The following is a 19,141-nucleotide window of genomic DNA, read 5'->3' as shown; positions in this document are numbered from 1 at the left end:
TCAGCCGCTTTTTGTGTTTAATGTGCTTTCCAGTCAACCAATGGTTGTTGACTTAAAATATCGTCGATTTTTGCTAATTCTTCATCACTAAAAGTAAGGTTATCAAGGGCTTTAACATTATCGACCAATTGTTCTGGTCGACTGGCACCAATAATGACACTAGCAATTTCTGGTTCACGTAGATTCCAAGCAAGCGCCATTTCAGCAAGTGTTTGTTGACGTGCTTGCGCAACTTCATTTAATTGTTGCACTGTCTTGATTGTGGCTTCAACCTGTTGTGGATGGAGGAAAGGACTTGTTGACTTGGCAGCCCGCGAATTTTCTGGCACACCATGTAGGTATTTATCTGTCAATAATCCTTGTGAAAGGGGACTAAATACTGCCGCCGCTTTACCAGCTTCACGTAAAACAGGTAATAAATCAGTCTCGATTTGTCGATTGAACATATTATAGCGAGGCTGATGGATAATAAATGGTGTCTTTAATTCGTTAAAGACATCAATAATTGCCTTGGTTTGTTCGCCAGAATAATTAGAGATACCGATGTATAATGCTTTGCCTGAACGAACGAGTTGATCAAGCGCTAATGCAGTCTCTTCAACTGGTGTCTCAGGATCTGGACGATGTGAGTAGAAAATATCAACATAGTCCAATTGTAGTCGCCGCAAACTTTGATCAGCGCTGGCAATGATACTCTTTTTTGATCCCCAATTGCCATAAGGGCCATCCCACATTTCGTAACCAGCTTTACTAGCAATCACCAATTCATCACGATAGGCATGCATATCATGAGCCATGATTTCTCCAAAATTCTTTTCAGCACTACCAGGCACTGGGCCATAGTTATTAGCCAAGTCAAAGTAAGTAATGCCTAAATCGAATGCTTGATGAATAATTGCTTGTTGATTTTCAAGTGGATCGACACTGCCAAAATTGTGCCATAGCCCTAAACCAAATGCTGAAAGTTTGAGACCGCTTTTACCAACACGATTGTAAACCATGTTGTTGTATCGATTTTCGTTTGCTTGATACATGTTGAATAATCCCCCTAGACTAGAAGTGCATGACATTGTTTCAAGGTCAATTGTAACTTTTATATTAGTTCTATCCAAGTAAGAGAAATGAAGATGACAAAGGAATTTTCTTGTTAATGCCTGTCTAATAGTCATTCTAGAAGTTATGAAATTTATGGTAAAATATTTGTGTAAGCCTAGAGAGTAGACGAAAGATTGATTTAGGCGCTATAAAAATGACATTTTTTAAGAGAGAGGGACGCGAATATGATTAAAATGTTCAATACAATGACGTTGGCAAAGGAACCATTCCACCCAATACATGATGACACAATCAATATGTACGTCTGTGGACCAACTGTCTATAACTATATTCATATTGGGAATGCGCGTTCTGCCATTGCGTTTGATACAATTCGCCGTTATTTTGAATATCGTGGTTACACAGTAAACTACGTTTCAAACTTCACGGATGTTGATGACAAAATGATTAAGGCAGCAGCTGAACAAGGAATTACCGTACCGGAATTAGCTGATAAATATATTGCTGCTTTCAATGAGGATACAGCAGCTTTAAATATTAAGCCGGCAACGGTTCGCCCACGAGCGACCGAGCATATTGCCCAAATTATCGATTTCGTAGCTGATTTGATTGATAAAGGATATGCTTATGAATCTGCTGGGGATGTCTATTATCGTGCAAAGAAATTCCACAATTATGGTGCACTGGCACATCAAGATTTGGCAGAAATGACATCTAATGCCGCTGGTCGCTTGAATGATGAAGAACTAGAGCGCAAAGAGGATCCAATGGATTTTGCGGTTTGGAAGGGCGAGAACGGTGATGGCGCGATTGCTTGGGAGTCACCATGGGGCAAAGGTCGCCCAGGTTGGCACATTGAATGCTCAGTGATGTCGACAAAATATTTAGGTAATCATTTTGATATTCATGGTGGTGGTATCGATTTGGCATTTCCACATCACACGAATGAAATTGCGCAAAGTGAAGTTCATACAGGTGAAAAATTTGTCAATGAGTGGCTTCATAATGGCTTTGTTACTGTGGGTGACGAAAATGAAAAGATGTCTAAGTCTTTGGGTAATTTCGTAACGGTTCATGATTTATTACAGCAAATTGATGATCCAATGGTCTTACGTTTCTTTATGGCAACGACTCAATATCGTCGCTCAATTGCCTATTCAGAAAGTAATATGACACAAGCTGCCCATAATTTAGATCGTATTCGTACGGGATATCGTAATTTAGCATTCCGTTTGACGGATGCGGTTGCTGGTGATGAGTCCTTGATCGACGATAAAGCAAGTGAATTAGTTGTGCAGTTTAATACAGCGATGGATGATGACTTTAATGCACCCAATGCCTTAACGGCAATCTATGAACTTGTTGATTTAGCTAATCAATATGCTGCAACCGAGGTGGTTTACCAGGATACGGTAAACTTTATATTGGACAAAATTACTGTGCTGATGAGTATTTTTGGGGTTGATGGTTTATCAGATGATGAATTGCTAGATGATGATATTGAGGCACTTATTCAAGAACGTAACGATGCACGTACCAACAAGAATTTTGCGCGTTCTGATGAAATCAGAGATTCATTGGCTGAACAAGGAATTATTCTGGAAGATACACCACAAGGTACGCGTTGGCATCGTAAGTGATTGATAGCTACAAAAATTATAAAATGAAAAAATTTTCATTTTTCTGTTGACACCACGTGACGGAAGATTTAGCATAGGCGTATCGACATAGAAGAGATGAGTATAGTGTTTGATCGTTTGTAGAGAGCTAGTGGGTGGTGGAAACTAGTAACGATTTCGCTAGAAGATGGTCTTGGAGTCATAATGACACGAACATGATTGCTAGTGCCATTCGGGGTCGCTCGTTATAACGTTTAGAGGGTAAGCTTGTCTTATCAAACTCGGGTGGTAACACGTGGTAACGTCCCGTAATCAGAGATGATTGCGGGACGTTTTTGTTTGTTGTTATAATGACGAATGTGGGGAAAAGAAAGATTCATTTAGGAGGGATTTAAACATGGCAGAAGTTGAAAGTTTTACATTGGATCATACAAAGGTAAAGGCACCTTACGTGCGCAAAATTGAAACGCAACAAGGACCAAATGGGGGACAAATTGTCAATTATGACTTGCGTTTGACACAGCCAAATGAGACCGCAATTGAAACGGCTGGGGTGCACACATTAGAGCACTTATTTGCCAGCTTAGTACGTGATGAATTAGATGGTATTATTGATATCTCTCCATTTGGTTGTCGTACAGGGTTTCACATTATCAGTTGGGTAGATTACACACCAACTCAAGTTGCTGAAACATTCACACGCGTCTTACGTAAAATCCGTGATGATATCACTTGGGATGATGTGCCAGCAACAGTTGCTAAGGAATGTGGTAATTACAAAGATCACAGTCTCCACTCAGCAAAAGAATGGTCAAAAATTATCCTTGAGCAAGGCTTCTCAGATGACCCATATGTCCGTCATGTGGTCCAAGCTTAATAAAAAGTGGCAGTTTTTGTCATTAAATTTATAATCGGTCAATCCCTTGATAAATAAGGAATTAGCCGATTTTTTTCTGCAATAAAAACCTGACTATAAGAGTTAAAAGTTGAAAAGTAATTGCAAAAAGCATATAATATTAAAAAATTAATAATCTTTAATATTACTTTTTAGATGTACTAGTTTAGAACGGGGGAAATATTTATGCCAAAGATTAGTGATGTATTTCATGAGTACGGCTTTAAGGACGATCGTTTAACTTTACTAGCAGGACCCTGTGCCATAGAATCTTATGAGACTTGTGCCGAGGTTGTCGAGGAGCTAAAAAAGATAACTGATGAGTTAGGAATTAATTATGTCTTTAAGTCATCGTTTGATAAGGCAAATCGAAGTTCCATTTCATCAGATCGAGGTGCCGGTATGGAGGCGGGCCTCGAAGTTTTACGTAAAATTAAGGAAAATTATAATGTACCAATCGTGACTGATGTGCATGAATCATATCAGTGTGCACCAGTTGCTGAGGTAGCAGATGTTTTGCAGATTCCAGCGTTCCTAAGTCGTCAAACAGACTTGTTACTAGCTGCTGCTAAGACCGGTCGCGTTGTTAATATTAAAAAGGCACAATTCATGGCACCAGAAGATATTCAAAGTGCTGTGGATAAGGTTGCTTCTCAAAATAAGCATATTCTTGTGACTGAACGAGGTACGATGTTTGGTTATCATCAGTTAGTTGTTGATATGACTAGCCTCATTCAGATGCGTCAAACAGAATATCCAATTATCTTTGATGCAACACATTCAGTCCAGATTCCAAGTGGCTACGGTAATCACTCTGGTGGTAATCGTGACTATGTTTTCCCATTGATGCGGGCAGCGTTATCAATTGGAATTGATGGTATCTTTGCCGAAGTTCATCCAAATCCACCAAAGGCTATTTCAGATCAGGACAGTCAGCTATATCTATCAAAGGCACGCCCTATTTTAGAAGAAGCTAATCGATTGTTCCATCAAAATCTTGAAAACAAGGCGGTGTATGCAGATGAAGACTTACTATAATGATGCGAAAGAAACTTTCAATACTGAAATTACGGCCTTAGAAAAAGTACGTGATGAACTAGATGAGAGTTTTGACCAGGTCGTGGAAGAAATTCTAGACACAACTGGACGTTTAATTTTTATTGCAATTGGTAAATCAGGAATTATTGCTGAGAAGATTGCAGCTTCATTTTCATCTATTGGGGTTTCTAGTTTCTTTATCGATGCTGGTAATGCTTTTCATGGAGATTTAGGCCGAGTATCAGCAGATGATCTGGTTTTTTTTGTCTCTAATAGTGGTGAGACACAAGAAGTCATTCAAACTTTTTTTGCTCTCAAGCAAATTTTTGGGGATGATCTCAAGACCGTTGCCTTAACAGGGGCATCTGATTCCACATTAGCGCAAAATTCAACATATCCATTAATTGTTGACGTTGCGGTTGAAGCAGACACCACCAAACTAGCGCCAACAAGTTCAACGACAGCAACATTGGTTGTTGGCGATGCTTTATTGATTGCCGTGCAAAAAGAAAAAGAATTTACGCGTGACGATTTTGCATTGTATCATCCAGGTGGTTCAATTGGAAAATTGTTGTTGCAAACGGTTAAGAATGTGATGCATACCAAAATCCCATATGTCAATATCAATACACCAATCAATGATGTCATTTATCGAATCAGTGATTTCGGTGTTGGTATGACTTTGGTAAAGGATGAAGATGGCAAAGCTGTTGGTATTGTGACTGATGGTGACATTCGTAAGAAGATGTTGCAGGTATCCATGGTTAAAAAATCAACAGCAGCTGATTACATGACCAAGGGATTCATTAGTATCGATGTTGATAAACGTAATAGTGTTGCGTGGAAGAAAATGGCCTCACACAATATCTCTAACTTAGTTGTTGAAGATGACGGCGAGGTTGTTGGAATCATTACGATTCATGATGTACTTGATGAATAAATCAAACAAATTTTTTTAAAAATATTTTATGCGTTGATATCAGTTCATTAAACGTTTTAACTGATTTTTAAAATCCGTTAAACTGTTTACTAAATGGTACAAGCGTGCTATATTAAACCCAATCATAAATACCTTTTAATTGTAGTCCAGTGAGGCTAATAAAGGTGACGTTAATTGATGAGTGGGGAACCTAGCATGGGATAACTGCATCAACGATTGAATGAGCAAGCCTTAGGAATCACTGGATTCGTAAGGCTTTTTTTGTGTCATCAATAAGGAGATAACATGCAGAATTTTGTGAATTTGAATGATTTATCAACGTCAGAAATAACATCGCTAATTGCAACAAGTTTAGCTTATAAGACGGCGGAAAAGATTGTTCCGCAGACAAAGCAGCATGTTGCCAATTTGTTTTTCGAAAACTCAACACGAACTGCTAGTAGCTTTCAAATGGCTGAGAGCCAGTTAGGTTGGTCTCAGATTATCGTCAATCCACAGACAAGTTCTACACAAAAAGGGGAGACTTTAAGCGATACGTTGAAGACACTCGGCGCCATCGGCGTGGATGTGGTTGTGCTACGTCACAATATCAATGACTGGTACGTTCCATTGATAGCGGAACAGTCACCCTTGATGCCAAAGTTAGTTAATGCTGGGGATGGCAATGGGCAACATCCATCACAAAGCTTGTTGGATCTGATAACCATTTATGAACAGTTTGGCTACTTTGAGGGTTTAAAAGTACGTATCGTGGGAGATTTGTCCCATTCACGAGTGGCTCGTTCAAATGCAGAAATTCTCAATCGTTTAGGTGCTACGGTTAGTTTTGCTGGACCAACAGCTTGGTATCCAGCTGATTTTGATCAATATGGTACCTATCAATCATTGGATGATGATTTGAACGAGATTGATGTCCTGATGTTACTACGTGTACAGCATGAACGCTTAGCAATGACTGAGAATCAAACATTTGCAGTGGCTGATTATCACCAACAGTATGGATTAACACATGAACGGTATAATCAGCTAAAAGATGACGCGATTATTATGCATCCAGCGCCAGTTAATCGGGATGTCGAAATTGCTGATGATCTGGTTGAAGCTGATAAATCAAGAATTTTCACCCAAATGGCAAATGGTGTTTATGCAAGGATGGCCATCTTGAGCGCATTAATGGAGGAACAATAAGATGGGACAATTATTAATTAAAAATGCCCGCCACTTGATTCATGATAATGAGTTAAAGATGCAGGATGTATTGATCAATGACGGAAAAATTGTTGAAATTGCTGATAAAGTAACAACACCTGCTACACGTACAATCGATGCGCATGGCGCCTTGCTAACACCAGGATTGGTCGATGTTCACGTGCATTTCCGTGAACCGGGCTTTGCCTATAAAGAAACGGTCGCAACAGGTTCACTGGCAGCAGCTCGTGGCGGTTTTACGACCGTACTTGCAATGCCAAATCTTAATCCGGTACCGGCAACACAGGCGGCGTTTCAGCAAATCAAAGCTAATAATGAAGCAAATGGGCGGGTCCATATTTATCAATATGCCGCCATTTCAGAAGGATTAATAGCTGAAGATGTGAGTGATATGGCTGCTTTGGCGGCAGATGGTGCCATTGCCTTTACAAATGATGGTAAAGGGGTTCAAACGGCTGCAACGATGTTGACGGCAATGCAAGCAGCTGCCAAGGTTCATCGGCCATTAGTCGCGCATGTGGAAGACGAATCACTTGTGAATGGTGGTGTGATGAATTTGGGTACACGTTCACGAGAATTAGGGTTACCTGGTATTGACCCATTGGCTGAATCATCGCAACTGGCACGAGATTTAGTTATCGCGAAAGCAACTGGGGTACACTACCATGTCGCACATATTTCAACGAAAGAATCAGTTAACTTAGTGCGTTTTGCGAAATCACAGGGGGTGCATGTTACTGCTGAAGTCTCACCACACCATCTATTACTCGATGAAACCCATATTACGGGTGATAATGCCTACTTTAAAATGAATCCGCCACTGCGGACACCAGCTGATCGCGCAGCAGTCATTGCTGGCTTATTGGATGGCACGATTGACATGGTGGCCACTGATCATGCACCACATAGTCACGAAGAAAAGCAAGGTTCATTTATTGGCGCTGCTTTCGGGATTACTGGTATTGAAACGAGTTTTCAATTGATGTACACGCATTTTGTAAAATCAGGGATTGCCACTGTGGAACAGTTATTGAACTGGATGATTATTCAACCAAGTCAGGCATTCAATCTACCAGGCAATCGTGAATTAACCATTGGCGCACCAGCAGATATGGCATTATTCGATATTGATCACGAACATACAGTTACAGCAGATGAATTTGCATCAAAAGGTGTTAACACACCATTTATCGGCGCAACGATTTATGGACAAACCTTATTAACGGTCGTTGACGGTCAGATTGCTTATGAGGCATAGGAGGAAAACATGGAACGTTATCTTGTTTTAGAAAATGGGTCAGTTTATATCGGAGAAGGTTTTGGCTCAGCAAAAGTTGTTGCAGGCGAAATTGTTTTTAATACCGGTATGACCGGTTATCAAGAATCATTGACTGATATTTCTTATTTTGGTCAAATATTGACATTTACTTATCCGCTAATTGGTAACTATGGCATCAATCGTGATGATTATGAATCACTAAAGCCCACCGCAACAGCAATTGTGGCTCATGAAATTGCACGGCGACCATCAAATTGGCGACAACAAATGTCCATCGCGGAATGGGCTGAAAAGATGGATTTACCAGGTATTACTGGTGTCGATACACGAGCCTTGACCAAGGAAATTCGTGAGCATGGCGTCATGAAGGCAGCAATTGTTGATGAAATAACTGATGAGACCGTAGCAAACTTGCAAGATATTCAACCAATCACGAATGAAGTTGCCAAAATGACAACAAAGACGACCTATGTGAATCCAACCGAAGGATTATCAATTGCTCTGATTGACTTTGGATTGAAAAATTCAATTCTCCGTTCATTAGCAAAACGTGGCGTTAATGTGATGGTATTTCCTGCTGATGTTGCAGCACAGACGATTTTGGATATGGATCCTGATGGGGTGCTGCTTTCAAATGGACCGGGAAATCCTGAATCAGTCGCACACATTTTACCGGTTATTCGTGAGTTAGAAGCGAAATTGCCTCTAATGGGTATTTGTTTAGGCCACCAATTATTTGCGTTAGCGAATGGTGCCGAAACCTATAAACTAAAGTTTGGTCATCGTGGCTTCAATCACGCAGTGAGAAATTTGGTGAAAGATCAAATTGATTTCACATCGCAAAACCATGGCTACGCAGTTGCTGCTGAATCAATTATTGGTACAAATCTAGAAATTACCCATGAGGAAATTAATGACCACACGGTTGAAGGACTCCGTTTGAAGAATCGACCAGCATTTTCCGTACAATTTCATCCGGATGCCGCCCCTGGTCCGCATGATGCAGAATATTTATTTGATGACTTCCTCGCAATGATTGTCGCAACGAAGAAAGGACAAAAACAACATGCCTAAACGTACAGATATTCACAAAATTTTGGTGATTGGCTCAGGTCCGATTATTATTGGTCAAGCTGCCGAATTTGATTATTCAGGTACGCAAGCGGCGATGTCGCTCAAAGAAGAGGGTTATGAAGTCGTTTTGGTAAATTCAAATCCAGCCACGATCATGACTGACAGTGAAATTGCCGATGAAGTTTATATTGAACCATTATCAGTAGAATTTTTATCACGAATTTTACGTAAAGAACGACCTGATGCGATTTTGCCAACGCTTGGTGGTCAAACTGGTCTGAATATGGCTAAGCAACTAGCTGAAACAGGGATTTTGGATGAATTAGGCATTATCTTGCTTGGTACAAAATTATCAGCAATTGAAGAAGCAGAAGATCGCGAAGCATTTAAAAACTTAATGACCCGCTTAAATGAACCGGTCCCTGAATCAATGATTGCTGTCACAGTTGCACAAGCCTTATCATTCGCTGAAACAAATGGTTATCCAGTTATTGTTCGACCAGCGTACACATTAGGTGGTACTGGTGGTGGGATTGCAAATAATGAAGCTGAATTACAGACAATTGCGGCAAATGGGTTGGAATTATCACCAGTGACACAAGTACTTATTGAGCAGTCAATTGCGGGCTATAAAGAAATTGAATTTGAAGTGATGCGAGATGCAGCTGATAATGCCTTGATTGTTGCTTCAATGGAAAATTTTGATCCAGTTGGTATCCATACAGGGGATTCAATTGTGGTGGCGCCAGTACAAACATTGTCCGACCGTGAATTACAAATGATGCGAGATGCAGCATTAAAGATTATTCGGGCATTGAAAATTGAAGGTGGGGTCAATATTCAAATGGCCTTGGATCCAAATTCATTTAACTACGACATTATTGAAGTTAATCCACGTGTTTCACGCTCTTCAGCATTGGCATCAAAAGCAACGGGTTATCCCATTGCTAAGATGGCAGCTAAAATTGCAGTTGGTTTAACATTGGATGAAATTATCAATCCGGTCACTGGAACGACCAAGGCAGCTTTTGAACCAGCTTTAGACTATGTTGTTGTTAAAATTCCACGTTGGCCATTTGATAAATTTGCAACCGCTGATCGTCACTTGGGTACGCAAATGAAGGCTACTGGCGAGGTGATGGCAATTGGGCGCAATATTGAAGAGGCAATGAATAAGGCAGTGCGCTCATTAGAGATTGGGGCAATCAGTTTACGGGATGTCAATTTTCCAGAAATTTCAACTGAAAAACTACTTGCCGATTTAATGCCGGCACGCGATGATCGTTTGTTTATGATTGGTGAATTATTACGCCGTGGCATTTCGGTAGATGAAATCCATCAGCGCACAGCGATTGACTATTTCTTCTTAGATAAGGTCCTGCATCTTATCGAAATCGAAGAAAACTTGGTAGCGCATGTTGGTGATGAACAAGTCTTGCAACAAGCAAAACAAAATGGTTTTGCTGATCAGACAATTGCTGACATCTGGCAGTGGTCAGCCGCAGAAGTGGCATCATTCCGGGTAGATGCTGCTATTCAGCCGGTCTATAAAATGGTTGATACGGTAGCGGCAGAATTTTCTTCACAAACACCTTATTATTATGCAACGTATGAGACAGAGAATGAATCGGTCATGACTGATAAGCAAAGTGTGCTGGTTCTTGGTTCAGGTCCGATTCGGATTGGTCAAGGTGTTGAATTCGACTATGCAACAGTGCATGCGGTGAAAGCCATTCAGGCAGCTGGGTATGAAGCGATTATTATGAATTCAAATCCAGAAACGGTCTCAACAGACTTTTCGGTCTCTGATAAGTTGTATTTTGAGCCATTAACACTAGAGGACGTCTTGAATGTAGTGCATTTAGAACAACCATTGGGTGTTGTTGTGCAATTCGGTGGCCAAACGGCCATTAACTTAGCTGAGCCACTTGTTGATGCTGGTGTAAATATCTTGGGTACTAGTGTGGCAAATCTAAATCGCGCAGAAGATCGTGAAGAATTTGATCAAGTGATTAAACAGTTAGCTTTGGCACAACCAATGGGTAAAACAGCGACGACGATTGCCGAAGCGCTACATGCTGCAGAAACAGTTGGCTATCCAGTTTTGGTACGCCCTTCATATGTGCTCGGTGGCCGTGCAATGGAAATTGTTAATAATGAGGTGGAGTTACAAGATTATATGGGTCGTGCTGTGCAAGTTTCACATGATCATCCCGTCTTGATCGACTCGTACTTGGTCGGTTCTGAAGCGGAAGTTGATGTGTTATCTGATGGCGAGACGGTTGTGATACCAGGAATTATGGAACACATTGAACGAGCTGGTGTCCATTCTGGTGACTCAATGTCGGTTTATCCAACGCAAACGTTGTCTGATAAGGTCAAACAGGAAATTATTACGGCTTCAATCGCTTTGGCTAAGAGTTTGGATACGATTGGCTTGATGAATGTTCAGTTTGTCATTCATGAAGATACTGCCTATGTGATTGAGGTTAATCCACGAGCTTCAAGAACTGTACCATTCATTTCAAAAGTTACCCATTTGAAGTTGGCACAGCTAGCGACACGGGTCATGTTAGGTGAAAAGTTAGCTGATATGGGATTCACAACTGGCCTAGTTCCCGAATCGACGATGGTTCATGTGAAGTCACCTATTTTCTCATTTACGAAGTTACCAGCGGTTGATTCCTTACTAGGTCCTGAAATGAAGTCAACCGGTGAAGTCATGGGGTCAGACAGGACTTTTGAGAAGGCGCTTTACAAAGCCTTTGTGGCTTCAAACATTAAAATACCACATGAAGGGAATGTCTTGTTCACCATTGCTGATGAAGACAAGGCTGAAGCGCTGACCTTGGCCCAACGTTTTAATGAACTGGGATTCCAATTATTTGCAACAGCCGGGACAGGTGAGTATCTGATGCAGCACGGATTACATGTGCAGGTTCTCGATAAAATCAGTGAAACGAATCATAATGCGGTGACTGCACTAAGCCAAGGTGATTTACAGTTAGTGATTAATTCAACGCACCAAGATGTGGCAACTGTTAACGATAGCCGTTTGATTCGTAATGCAGCTATTGAAAATGCGGTGCCTCTATTTACAGCCTTTGATACAGTGAAGGCGCTATTAAGTGTGCTTGAATCGCAAGCATTTACGATTACCCCGGCATAACACGATAATAAAGGAGAATTAGCACATGAATGATGAACGCTACGCAGTTTCTTTACCAGGCCTAAAGCTTAAGAATCCCTTTATGCCATCGTCGGGGGCCTTCTATTATGGTCTTGACCATATGGATGACTTTGACCTCAATAAGTTAGGTGCTTTAGTGTTAAAAACCACCACTTTAGCACCACGCACAGGGAACCCACAACCTTGGATCGTAAACACAAAAGCAGGTATTTTAAACTCAGTTGGATTGGCTAATCCAGGTATTGCAGCCGTAAAAGCAGATTTTTTACCAGAATTAGCAGCAAAATTACCCGACCTACCGAAGATGTTATCAATTTCAGGTGCAACAGTTGATGAGTTTGTGCAATTGGCTAAAATTATCGACAAATTACCAGCAATTAATGCGATTGAATTGAATTTATCATGTCCCAATGTTGATGAAGGTGGGTGTGCTTTTGGGGTTACGGAGTCAGGGATTCATTCAGTTGTGAGTGCCGTACGTGCAGTGACTACAAAGGCCATTTATGCCAAATTGTCACCAAATGTTACAGATATTAAACCATTAGCGGTTACTGCAGAAAATGCAGGCGCTGATGGCTTGACGATGGTTAATACGCTCGTCGGTATGAGCTTAGATTTGCAAAGCCGTTCCGCACGTTTATATCGCGGTAAGGGTGGCTTATCCGGTGAAGCGCTGCATCCATTGGCAGTAGAATTAATTTGGGAAGCCGCATCAGCTGTTCATATTCCGATTATCGGTGTTGGTGGGGTGTCATCGATTGACGATGCCCTTGAATTAATGATGGCAGGCGCATCAGCTGTCCAGGTCGGGGTCATGAATAGCATTGATAAGTTATGCCTGCCTAAGTTGATCGATGCTTTGCCGGCAGCATTAGATAAATATCATTTTGATAAGGTAAGTGATGTCACTAATGCATTACGTGCATTACCAGAGAATGAACATGACTGGCAGACTATTAAAAAGGAGCAATCATGAGTACCCTAAATCCAGTTTTTATTGCCTTAGATTTTCCTGAAGCGTCAGTAGCATGGCGTTTTCTAGACCGATTTCCAAAAAATCAACAACTAGCAGTGAAAGTCGGCATGGAATTGTTTTATCGTGAAGGGCCAGCATTTGTCACCGCTTTGAAGGAACGTGGTTACACAGTATTTCTTGATTTGAAATTATATGATATTCCACACACAGTTGGCCAGGCAACGAAGAATATCACACGACTCGGGGTGGATTATTTAACATTGCATGCTGCTGGTGGTATTCGCATGATGACTGCAGCTAAAGAAGCAACATTGACGCAGACTAAAGGACCAAAATTATTAGCAATTACGCAACTAACTTCATTCACTGAAGACGAATTACAAGCCACGCAACAACTGGCAGTGTCGTTGAATGATTCGGTTATTCATCTGGCACAACTGGCTCAAAAATCAGGACTGGCTGGTGTGATTTCATCAGCATATGAGTCACAAGCAATTCATGGTGCAACCAGTGAGTCATTTTTATCGATTACACCAGGTATCCGCCTATTAGGCGATGAACAAGGTGATCAAAGTCGCGTCATGACACCCGTCCAAGCACAACAACGAGGTGCGAATGGCATTGTTGTTGGACGATCAATCACTCAGGCACTGGATCCAGTTGTGACCTACGAACAAGTAGTGACAGAATTTCATAAGAGGTGAAAAATGGTAGATTATCAAACAGCGGTTGCTAAGTCTTTATTAGATATTGCTGCAATCAAATTACAACCAAATGATCCATTTACATGGGCATCAGGTATTAAAAGTCCAATTTATACAGATAATCGCAAGACGATTTCTTTCCCAGATGCTCGCCGCATTATTATTGATGGTCTTGCTGCTTTAATTAAAGAACAATACCCAGATGTCGCAGTGATTGGCGGTGTTGCGACTGCTGGGATCCCCCATGCAGCATGGGTTGCTGAAAAATTAGAGTTACCAATGATCTATGTCCGATCAAAGCCCAAGGACCACGGCACTGGAAAGCAAATTGAAGGTTTGCTGGCCGCCGGACAAAAAGTTGTCCTAATTGATGATTTAATCTCGACGGGGGGTTCTGTTTTGGGCGCTGTGAAGGCGACACAAGCTGCTGGTGGTGAAGTGCTGGGAGTTGCGGCTATTTTCTCTTATGAATTACCCGCAGCCACGATGAACTTTGCTCAAGCAGCCACGCATTTTTCATCACTCACTAATTTTTCTAGCTTAATTCAGGTTGCCCAACAAACTGGTAAAATCACTGCTGAAGAGTTAACGATGATTGCTGACTGGCACAGGACCCTTGAATAGTCATCAACGAGTTTATGTCCATTTTTATGCATAAAATGGTATGATAGGAAACATGAACGAGAAGATAAATTATGAACAATTAAATGGGCTGGATTTAGCTTATTATGGGGATGCTGTCTATGAAGTTTACATTCGACAACACCTACTAGCAAAAGGTATTACCAAGCCAGCTAAATTACAACGTGAATCAAAGAAGTATGTCTCAGCTAAGGCACATGCAGCATTATATGCGTTAATCGAAGCAGAAGGAATTTATACCGAAACGGAACAAAAATATTTTAAACGCGGACGTAATGCTAATTCACATACCAAGGCTAAGAACACAGATGTTGTTACCTACCGAATTTCAACTGGTTTCGAAGCAGTCATTGGTTATTTAGGTGCTAGTAATCAGACAGAACGCTTAGAAGAGCTAATTTCATGGATTTATAAACAAGTGGAAAGTGGGCAAACAGTTAATCATGGGACAACGAAATAATAAAAAACAAGCCGGTGGCAAGCGACAACAACATGAACCACAAGGTGAAAATCAAGCGGAATTTGTCTACGGACATCATGCAGCTGTTGAGGCATTAAAAGGTCAAACAGAAATCAATAAAGTCTGGTTACAGACCGGCTTGGCTGATAAAGCACGTAATGAATTGGCGAGCTTAGCTAAAAAACGTGGTTTGGTCATGCAAGATGCACCGAAGGCAAAACTTGATGAATTAACGAATGGTGAAAATCATCAGGGGGTTGTGTTATCAATTGCAGCCTATGCATATGTAACGATTGATGATTTGTTTGCTAAAGCAGCTGAAAAAGATGAAGCACCATTTTTCTTAGTGCTAGATTCAATTGAAGATCCACATAATCTTGGTTCAATCATGCGAACGGCTGATGCTGCAGGTGTTCACGGTATTATTATTCCAAAGCGCCGAGCAGTGCAGTTAACGTCAGTTGTTGCTAAAACTTCAACGGGTGCGATTGAACATGTACCCGTTGCGCGGGTGACAAATCTGGTGCAAACAGTTGAACAACTAAAAGAACGTGGTGTTTGGGTATTTGGTACTGATATGAATGGTAACGATTATCGACGTTGGGATGCCACAGGAGCAACGGCATTAATTATTGGCAATGAAGGTAAGGGTATTTCACCATTATTGAAAAAGTCTGTTGATGAAACATTGACCATCCCAATGATTGGCCATGTCCAAAGTTTGAATGCTTCAGTGGCAGCCAGCCTACTTATTTATCAAGGCTATAATAGTCGTCATCCATTAGCATAAGAAAATATGCTCTGACAACATAGTTACGTGGGTGCTAGTTATTTTGTGCAGCATAAGTGTGACGTTTTGCCAGGATTTACAGTATGCTTTTCTTACATTAGTAAGGAAAGGGTGAATACTGTGCGTGACAAACGAGTGAATTTAATTTTGCCTGCCCAATCTGGGGATGAGATAGCATTTCAAGCCATTCTCAATGAATTTGAGGGACTAATTTGGAAGACCTATCAACAACAACGTGTCCGATCGCAGCCAATTGATTGGCAGCATGAATGTCGGGTCGTCCTGCATAAGACCTTACGATTATTACGTAATCGGACCTGGGCAGCACTGACGCTCTACTACAAGCAAGCTTTACAAACCCATGTTGTGCAACTTTGGCGTAATGAATACCGTGTACTGGATTTTCAAGTTCCTGTTTTACAAGAAACGATTGTCCCTTATGAAACAGAGACCGCTTGCGAACGCTTTGAGAGTCATCAACAATATTTGATGTCGTTTGTTTTGGAATGGTATGCGACACTTCCCGGTAAAGAACGTGAACTAGTCTTTTGGCTGGTGCAAGGTTACGGGATGGCAGAAGCAGCACAACGTATTCAGCGCTCGCGGTCATGGTGTTATGGCATTCGGCGTAAATGGCACCATCTCTATCAGCTAGAAATGAAAAACAACTAGCTGTTTACTAATAAAAGTGTTACACTTTATGGTACGAAAATAGAAATTAGGAAGAGCGGTGGCGCCAAATGGCAGTGAAAAAAGTCGCTTTAGCATGTAGTGTTTGTGGTTCACGAAATTACATGGTTGTTAAAAAGCCTACTCGTGTTGAACGTTTAGAGGTAAAGAAGTTTTGCAAGTATTGTGGTAATCACACGTTGCATCGAGAAACAATGTAAGAGCATCGAACAGAGGTTTACAGATGAAGTTTATATCAAGTGTTATTAAAGAAATGCATACAGTTACTTGGCCAACCTTTAGTGAGAATGTCCATAATACAACGATTGTTGTGTTTACCGGATTAGCCTTTGCGCTTATCTTTGGGGGCGCTGACTGGGTATTTGAACAAGGAATTACTTGGTTGTCTAAGTAAACAAAATGCGCTATACTATAGCTATCAATTAGCAGATAAAACCCTCAACTTTGGAGGGTTTTTAATTTACAAAAATTTATGTCAATTAGTCTGAGGAGGCAATCATGGCAACTGAGTCGTTCGATAAGCAATGGTATGTTTTGCACACATATGCAGGATACGAAAATCGTGTGAAGTCAAATTTGGAATCACGTATTGAAACAATGGGTATGACGGATTATATTTTCCGTGTGTTGGTGCCAGAACAAGAAGTTGAAGTTGAAAAAGACGGCGAGACAAAGATTGTTAAAGAAAATGATTTCCCAGGATATGCTTTGGTTGAAATGATCATGACTGACGAAGCTTGGTACGTTGTTCGTAATACACCAGGTGTGACTGGTTTCTTAGGTTCTCACGGTGGTGGTTCAAAGCCAGTGCCTTTGCTACCAGAAGAAGTTGATGATATGTTGGCACGAATGAACTTAGTTGAACGTAAAGTTGAACACTTGGATGTTGTCGTTGGTGATTCAGTTGATGTTGTTTCAGGTAGTTTTGCGGGTCAAGAAGGTGAAATTACAGCCATTGATGATGAACATCAAGAAGTAACGATCTTGATCAACATGTTTGGTCGTGATACACCAACCCAAATTTCATTTAACGACATTAAGCCAGTTAAATAAATATAAAAAACTTGAACACTTAGCTTGCTATAAGCTGAGTGTTTTGTTATTATAATTTAGTATGTGTTGTTATTAGGCACATATGTGGGAGGCGTAAATCGAAACGCGCCATTTACACCACAAACACGAAGGAGGAAACAATCGTGGCTAAGAAAGTTTCAAGTATTGTTAAGTTGCAGATTCCAGCCGGTAAGGCTACACCTGCACCTCCAGTTGGACCTGCTTTGGGTCAAGCTGGTGTTAACATCATGGGATTCGCAAAGGAGTTTAATGCTCGCACTGCCGACCAAGGCGGTTTGCTAATCCCTGTAGTTATTACTGTATATGAAGATCGTTCATTCGAGTTCGTTACCAAGACTCCTCCAGCAGCTGTTCTTTTGAAGAAGGCCGCTGGTGTTGAAAAGGGTTCTGGTGAGCCTAACACGAAGAAGGTCGCTACAGTTACTGCAGCACAAGTTCGTGAAATTGCAGAAACTAAGATGCAAGATCTAAACGCAGCTGACGTAGATGCAGCTGTTCGCATGATTGAAGGTACTGCTCGTTCAATGGGCTTCACTGTTGAAGGCTAATTAAACAAGTAACGTACGGATCGCATAGGAAACTAAGCAAGATCAAGCGGGAGGTCAATGACCGTTTGACCGCGTTTGCAAGGAGGAATAGCTACCATGGCTAAGTATGGTAAGAATTATTTAGCAGCTGCTGAAAAAGTTGACAGTGTCAAGTTGTACACTGTTGAGGAAGCTGCTGCATTGGTAAAGGATATTGACTTTGCCAAGTTTGATGCAACTGTTGAAATTGCATTTAACTTAAACGTTGATACGCGTCAAGCTGATCAACAATTGCGTGGTGCCGTTGTTTTGCCTAACGGTACTGGTAAGGACCAAACTGTTGTGGTCTTTGCACAAGGTGATAAGGCTAAAGAAGCTGAAGAAGCTGGTGCTGATGTTGTCGGAGCCGCTGACTTGGTACAACGTATCCAAGGTGGATGGTTAGACTTTGATGTTGCAATCGCAACACCAGATATGATGGCACAAGTTGGACGTGTTGGACGTGTCTTGGGACCTAAGGGGTTGATGCCTAACCCTAAGACTGGTACTGTTACGTTTGACGTTGCTAAGGCTGTTTCAGAAGCTAAGTCAGGTAAGGTTACTTACCGTACTGATCGTGACGGAAACGTTGCTGTACCAGTTGGTAAGGTATCATTCGATGCTGACAAGCTTGCAGGAAACATCAAGTCATTGGCTGCTGTTATCTTGCGTTCACGTCCAGCCGCTGTTAAGGGAACATACGTACAACACGTATCAATCGCTTCAACATTTGGTCCTGCTGTGAACATCGACATTTCTTCACTATAATTTAGATTATTCTAAAAAATAGTCGAAGCATCTGTTGACACTTCCTCGACTACCTGTTAAAGTAGTTGAAGTAATAAATCGATTCTACCTAAGACGCAGGTGTCGCAAGACTCAATATCCCGCCGAGGAAGTGAAAAAACGCGAAAGCGACTTTTGACCCCCGGTGCAGTA

20 protein-coding genes and 2 other annotated features (1 of these 22 running past the window's edge) are annotated in these 19,141 nt (G+C 41.2%); of the genes, 19 read left to right on the top strand and 1 reads right to left on the bottom strand.

Annotated features, from left to right (window positions below; all coding sequences use genetic code 11):
* Positions 1-17: 17 nt before the first annotated feature.
* Entirely contained in the window at positions 18-1,034 is a 1,017-nt protein-coding gene (locus tag HMPREF0877_RS03965) for an aldo/keto reductase (protein WP_040760529.1), read from the bottom strand.
* Positions 1,035-1,280: 246 nt separating this feature from the next.
* Between HMPREF0877_RS03965 and cysS the strand changes: the two genes are divergently transcribed.
* The 19 genes from cysS (at position 1,281) to rplA (ending at position 18,970) form a co-directional block, all read left to right on the top strand.
* Entirely contained in the window at positions 1,281-2,696 is a 1,416-nt protein-coding gene (gene cysS / locus HMPREF0877_RS03960) for a cysteine--tRNA ligase (protein ID WP_002827945.1), read from the top strand.
* Between the two features lie 79 nt (positions 2,697-2,775).
* Positions 2,776-2,987, top strand: a binding site (T-box leader).
* A gap of 85 nt (positions 2,988-3,072) precedes the next feature.
* A complete protein-coding gene (locus HMPREF0877_RS03955; RefSeq protein WP_002827944.1) occupies positions 3,073-3,552 on the top strand; it encodes an S-ribosylhomocysteine lyase in 480 nt (159 codons plus the stop codon).
* A 204-nt stretch (positions 3,553-3,756) separates the two neighbouring features.
* Positions 3,757-4,608, top strand: coding sequence for a 3-deoxy-8-phosphooctulonate synthase (gene kdsA, locus HMPREF0877_RS03950; RefSeq protein ID WP_002827942.1), 852 nt, complete (start codon positions 3,757-3,759; stop codon positions 4,606-4,608).
* The gene (locus HMPREF0877_RS03945; RefSeq protein WP_040760528.1) at positions 4,592-5,548 is read left to right on the top strand and encodes a KpsF/GutQ family sugar-phosphate isomerase; all 957 of its coding nucleotides are present in this window, start codon (positions 4,592-4,594) and stop codon (positions 5,546-5,548) included. The genes kdsA and HMPREF0877_RS03945 overlap by 17 nt, the downstream gene beginning before the upstream one ends.
* Positions 5,549-5,833: 285 nt before the next feature.
* Positions 5,834-6,736, top strand: coding sequence for an aspartate carbamoyltransferase catalytic subunit (locus HMPREF0877_RS03940; RefSeq protein ID WP_002827939.1), 903 nt, complete (start codon positions 5,834-5,836; stop codon positions 6,734-6,736).
* Between the two features lies 1 nt (position 6,737).
* On the top strand, positions 6,738-8,015 hold the full coding sequence (locus HMPREF0877_RS03935) for a dihydroorotase (RefSeq protein ID WP_002827938.1): 1,278 nt from the start codon (positions 6,738-6,740) through the stop codon (positions 8,013-8,015).
* A gap of 9 nt (positions 8,016-8,024) precedes the next feature.
* On the top strand, positions 8,025-9,110 hold the full coding sequence (locus HMPREF0877_RS03930) for a carbamoyl phosphate synthase small subunit (protein ID WP_002827937.1): 1,086 nt from the start codon (positions 8,025-8,027) through the stop codon (positions 9,108-9,110).
* Positions 9,103-12,279, top strand: a complete 3,177-nt coding sequence (carB, locus tag HMPREF0877_RS03925; RefSeq protein ID WP_002827936.1) for a carbamoyl-phosphate synthase large subunit — start codon at positions 9,103-9,105, stop codon at positions 12,277-12,279. Before HMPREF0877_RS03930 ends, carB begins: the two co-directional genes overlap by 8 nt.
* 25 nt (positions 12,280-12,304) lie before the next feature.
* Positions 12,305-13,276, top strand: a complete 972-nt coding sequence (locus HMPREF0877_RS03920) for a dihydroorotate dehydrogenase (protein WP_002827935.1) — start codon at positions 12,305-12,307, stop codon at positions 13,274-13,276.
* Positions 13,273-13,980 carry an orotidine-5'-phosphate decarboxylase gene (pyrF, locus tag HMPREF0877_RS03915; RefSeq protein ID WP_002827934.1) on the top strand — a complete coding sequence of 236 codons (708 nt, stop codon included), beginning with the start codon at positions 13,273-13,275 and terminating at the stop codon, positions 13,978-13,980. The genes HMPREF0877_RS03920 and pyrF overlap by 4 nt, the downstream gene beginning before the upstream one ends.
* Before the next feature lie 3 nt (positions 13,981-13,983).
* Positions 13,984-14,604: an orotate phosphoribosyltransferase gene (gene pyrE, locus HMPREF0877_RS03910; protein WP_002827933.1), complete on the top strand. Its 621-nt coding sequence runs from the start codon at positions 13,984-13,986 to the stop codon at positions 14,602-14,604.
* Between the two features lie 52 nt (positions 14,605-14,656).
* On the top strand, positions 14,657-15,082 hold the full coding sequence (locus HMPREF0877_RS03905) for a Mini-ribonuclease 3 (protein WP_040760527.1): 426 nt from the start codon (positions 14,657-14,659) through the stop codon (positions 15,080-15,082).
* Positions 15,066-15,872: a 23S rRNA (guanosine(2251)-2'-O)-methyltransferase RlmB gene (rlmB, locus tag HMPREF0877_RS03900; protein ID WP_002827931.1), complete on the top strand. Its 807-nt coding sequence runs from the start codon at positions 15,066-15,068 to the stop codon at positions 15,870-15,872. Before HMPREF0877_RS03905 ends, rlmB begins: the two co-directional genes overlap by 17 nt.
* A gap of 120 nt (positions 15,873-15,992) precedes the next feature.
* Positions 15,993-16,544, top strand: a complete 552-nt coding sequence (locus HMPREF0877_RS03895) for an RNA polymerase sigma factor (protein ID WP_040760526.1) — start codon at positions 15,993-15,995, stop codon at positions 16,542-16,544.
* Between the two features lie 68 nt (positions 16,545-16,612).
* On the top strand, positions 16,613-16,762 hold the full coding sequence (rpmG, locus tag HMPREF0877_RS09970; protein WP_002827929.1) for a 50S ribosomal protein L33: 150 nt from the start codon (positions 16,613-16,615) through the stop codon (positions 16,760-16,762).
* Positions 16,763-16,785: 23 nt separating this feature from the next.
* Positions 16,786-16,956 (top strand): preprotein translocase subunit SecE, encoded by a 171-nt coding sequence (secE, locus tag HMPREF0877_RS03890; RefSeq protein ID WP_002827928.1) that lies wholly within the window; start codon positions 16,786-16,788, stop codon positions 16,954-16,956.
* A 104-nt stretch (positions 16,957-17,060) separates the two neighbouring features.
* The gene (nusG, locus tag HMPREF0877_RS03885; RefSeq protein ID WP_002827927.1) at positions 17,061-17,615 is read left to right on the top strand and encodes a transcription termination/antitermination protein NusG; all 555 of its coding nucleotides are present in this window, start codon (positions 17,061-17,063) and stop codon (positions 17,613-17,615) included.
* A 143-nt stretch (positions 17,616-17,758) separates the two neighbouring features.
* Positions 17,759-18,184: a 50S ribosomal protein L11 gene (rplK, locus tag HMPREF0877_RS03880; protein WP_002827926.1), complete on the top strand. Its 426-nt coding sequence runs from the start codon at positions 17,759-17,761 to the stop codon at positions 18,182-18,184.
* Positions 18,185-18,280: 96 nt separating this feature from the next.
* Complete coding sequence (rplA, locus tag HMPREF0877_RS03875) at positions 18,281-18,970, top strand: 50S ribosomal protein L1 (protein WP_002827925.1); 690 nt, start codon at positions 18,281-18,283, stop codon at positions 18,968-18,970.
* Positions 18,971-19,039: 69 nt separating this feature from the next.
* Positions 19,040-19,141, top strand: a sequence feature (ribosomal protein L10 leader region); it runs 26 nt beyond the window's last position.

Source organism: Weissella paramesenteroides ATCC 33313, assembly GCF_000160575.1.
In the GTDB taxonomy this organism is placed as follows: Bacteria; Bacillota; Bacilli; order Lactobacillales; family Lactobacillaceae; genus Weissella; species Weissella paramesenteroides.
The sequence above is the reverse complement of the archived record's forward strand: the minus strand, read 5'-3'. Positions and strand labels throughout refer to the sequence as shown.

Excerpts from the sequence above, each read along its gene's own strand:
- HMPREF0877_RS03965 (WP_040760529.1), bottom strand. The coding sequence starts at position 1,034 with ATGTATCAAGCAAACGAAAATCGATACAACAACATGGTTTACAATCGT.
- cysS (WP_002827945.1), top strand. The coding sequence starts at position 1,281 with ATGATTAAAATGTTCAATACAATGACGTTGGCAAAGGAACCATTCCAC.
- HMPREF0877_RS03955 (WP_002827944.1), top strand. The coding sequence starts at position 3,073 with ATGGCAGAAGTTGAAAGTTTTACATTGGATCATACAAAGGTAAAGGCA.
- kdsA (WP_002827942.1), top strand. The coding sequence starts at position 3,757 with ATGCCAAAGATTAGTGATGTATTTCATGAGTACGGCTTTAAGGACGAT.
- HMPREF0877_RS03945 (WP_040760528.1), top strand. The coding sequence starts at position 4,592 with ATGAAGACTTACTATAATGATGCGAAAGAAACTTTCAATACTGAAATT.
- HMPREF0877_RS03940 (WP_002827939.1), top strand. The coding sequence starts at position 5,834 with ATGCAGAATTTTGTGAATTTGAATGATTTATCAACGTCAGAAATAACA.
- HMPREF0877_RS03935 (WP_002827938.1), top strand. The coding sequence starts at position 6,738 with ATGGGACAATTATTAATTAAAAATGCCCGCCACTTGATTCATGATAAT.
- HMPREF0877_RS03930 (WP_002827937.1), top strand. The coding sequence starts at position 8,025 with ATGGAACGTTATCTTGTTTTAGAAAATGGGTCAGTTTATATCGGAGAA.
- carB (WP_002827936.1), top strand. The coding sequence starts at position 9,103 with ATGCCTAAACGTACAGATATTCACAAAATTTTGGTGATTGGCTCAGGT.
- HMPREF0877_RS03920 (WP_002827935.1), top strand. The coding sequence starts at position 12,305 with ATGAATGATGAACGCTACGCAGTTTCTTTACCAGGCCTAAAGCTTAAG.
- pyrF (WP_002827934.1), top strand. The coding sequence starts at position 13,273 with ATGAGTACCCTAAATCCAGTTTTTATTGCCTTAGATTTTCCTGAAGCG.
- pyrE (WP_002827933.1), top strand. The coding sequence starts at position 13,984 with ATGGTAGATTATCAAACAGCGGTTGCTAAGTCTTTATTAGATATTGCT.
- HMPREF0877_RS03905 (WP_040760527.1), top strand. The coding sequence starts at position 14,657 with ATGAACGAGAAGATAAATTATGAACAATTAAATGGGCTGGATTTAGCT.
- rlmB (WP_002827931.1), top strand. The coding sequence starts at position 15,066 with ATGGGACAACGAAATAATAAAAAACAAGCCGGTGGCAAGCGACAACAA.
- rpmG (WP_002827929.1), top strand. The coding sequence starts at position 16,613 with ATGGCAGTGAAAAAAGTCGCTTTAGCATGTAGTGTTTGTGGTTCACGA.
- secE (WP_002827928.1), top strand. The coding sequence starts at position 16,786 with ATGAAGTTTATATCAAGTGTTATTAAAGAAATGCATACAGTTACTTGG.
- nusG (WP_002827927.1), top strand. The coding sequence starts at position 17,061 with ATGGCAACTGAGTCGTTCGATAAGCAATGGTATGTTTTGCACACATAT.
- rplA (WP_002827925.1), top strand. The coding sequence starts at position 18,281 with ATGGCTAAGTATGGTAAGAATTATTTAGCAGCTGCTGAAAAAGTTGAC.